The organism is Shewanella sp. 11B5 (assembly GCF_002836795.1).
Classification (GTDB): domain Bacteria; phylum Pseudomonadota; class Gammaproteobacteria; order Enterobacterales; family Shewanellaceae; genus Shewanella; species Shewanella frigidimarina.
The window spans coordinates 1-1,862 of sequence record NZ_PJAP01000745.1; the positions used below are offsets into that span (position 1 = coordinate 1).

Annotated in this window: 2 protein-coding genes; both read right to left on the bottom strand. The window is 39.4% G+C overall.

Annotation, left to right across the window (positions count from 1 at the left end):
• The coding region (locus tag CXF78_RS15990; RefSeq protein ID WP_145991503.1) for a putative oxygenase MesX at nt 1–550 on the bottom strand (550 nt) is incomplete at its 3' end.
• A 491-nt stretch (nt 551–1,041) separates the two neighbouring features.
• Complete coding sequence (locus CXF78_RS15995) at nt 1,042–1,623, bottom strand: protein tyrosine phosphatase family protein (protein WP_102037340.1); 582 nt, start codon at nt 1,621–1,623, stop codon at nt 1,042–1,044.
• Nucleotides 1,624–1,862 lie beyond the last annotated feature (239 nt).

Below are 1,862 nucleotides of genomic sequence, written 5' to 3' on the forward strand. Positions count from 1 at the left end.
TTCGATGATAGGTCTTGTTATCTGAAACACTAAGACAGATAACAGGCGTTTTCTTAAAATTTTGTTTGTAAGCATTTGAATTAACAAAATACTGAAACAGTTTGCCATGCAGCTCACCAAAGTTATCTGGAATACTAAAGTTGGGCTGGTCTTTATTATGAGCCTGCAGTAATACGCTAAAATCATAATCCCGCACATAAGAGGAAAAATTATTTCCTACAATACCTTCAATGCGTTGGTTAGTTTGATGATCAACAATATTCGTTTTCAATATTTCAATCGATGGGAAGGTTTTACCACTGCCTTCAATATCCATATCAACAGAAATGATTTCAAGTTCGACGGAGTAACGATCGCCTTTAGGATTATCCCAATTCGCTAAGGCATTAAAACTGTTATCAATCATCTTTAACGCGTTGCGCAAGTTTGCTTGGCGATAGCTTCCTCTGGCCAAATTAGCAAAGTTGGTGGTGATACGTGTACTGTCTGATGGATGATAATCTTCATCGAGGCGAATGCTCTTAATCGTAAATGTGAAATCTTTATTCATGATGATCTGGTATCCAATTTTGTGATTTAAAAACCTGAATTTACGTTTTGCTGTTTATCGATATGTTCTATTAGTGCTGATTTTCTCAACAAGTCGCTGTTACAGCTTTGTCTGCTTTGTGCCTGATGGCTTAATTAGGGATCCGCTGTAATATTGTTTGGCGCTAAAAGCATGAGTAATTTATACGTGGGTCGGGACATGAAGAAAAACGGTTTTATTTCACCTGCAGCATGAGCAATATTCATGATTATAAATAAGCGTTAGTACCTAGAGGTTATTTGCGGTGTCGGACGACAATCTTGAATAATATGAGTCTTGAATTACAAGGTCATCTAACCCAGTTGGCTAGTGCTTGTGGTCTAGTACTTGTTGAAGAGAGCGGAGGTATTATTTGTACTAAAGCCTGCGACAGGTAATTGGTTAGGATGAAAGTGCAGGATTTTATCCTGCACTTTCATTCGGCACTGGCCAAACGGAGCGCAGTATTTACATTACTGTTGTTTGGTTTGATATTGCTGTTTTGCATTTTCTATCAGTTGTTGCCATTGAGGATATTCAGCAAAGCTTTGTTGTAAGTCGCCCCAAGGTGTTAGTGCTTCAGCCATTGACGGCGCTTTGTTGTGGCGGGCTTGGTATAAGTAATAAAAGGCTGAGGCACGATAATTAGCAGCGCAATGCACTAGCACTGGTGCGTCGCCATTTTGCTCCATCAGGCTAAAAAATTGCTGTAGATTTTCTTGTGTAGGCTGCTGCCAGTCCACGCTAATATTATGATAATTCATACCGAGTTGAGTGACGATTTGCTGCTCATTGGTTAAGGCGTTTGGATTATCATTAGGAATAAGATTAATCACGGTTTTAATACCCGCCTGAGCGAGCTGTGCAAATTGCGGCTCTGTGGGTAAACCTGCGGTAATGACTTGCTGGTTATTAAATTTAACCGCTTTTATGTCGCCAAGCTTGCTGGTATCAATGTTTGCCATGCAGCTTGCGCTGAACACTCCCGCACTAAAAAAGAAACAATACATTAATATGCTGGTGGACAGTAGGCGAAAACGTTGCAATATATTCATGTGATCCCTTGGGCTAATTTGATACGTGATAATGCGTGATGAGTTTTTTACTCTGTTCAAGTTAACGGCGCCATGAATGATAGTCAAATGTGATGAAAATTTTGGACTGGTTGCTAACCAATAAAGTTTATTTTGACTCCATTAATTTCAAACGAAAAAAGAACACAAAGCGCTTTGTTGCGTACCACTGGAAGCACGCCGTTCGTTTGCTAGAAACATAAAAACGTAATCAAAATCAA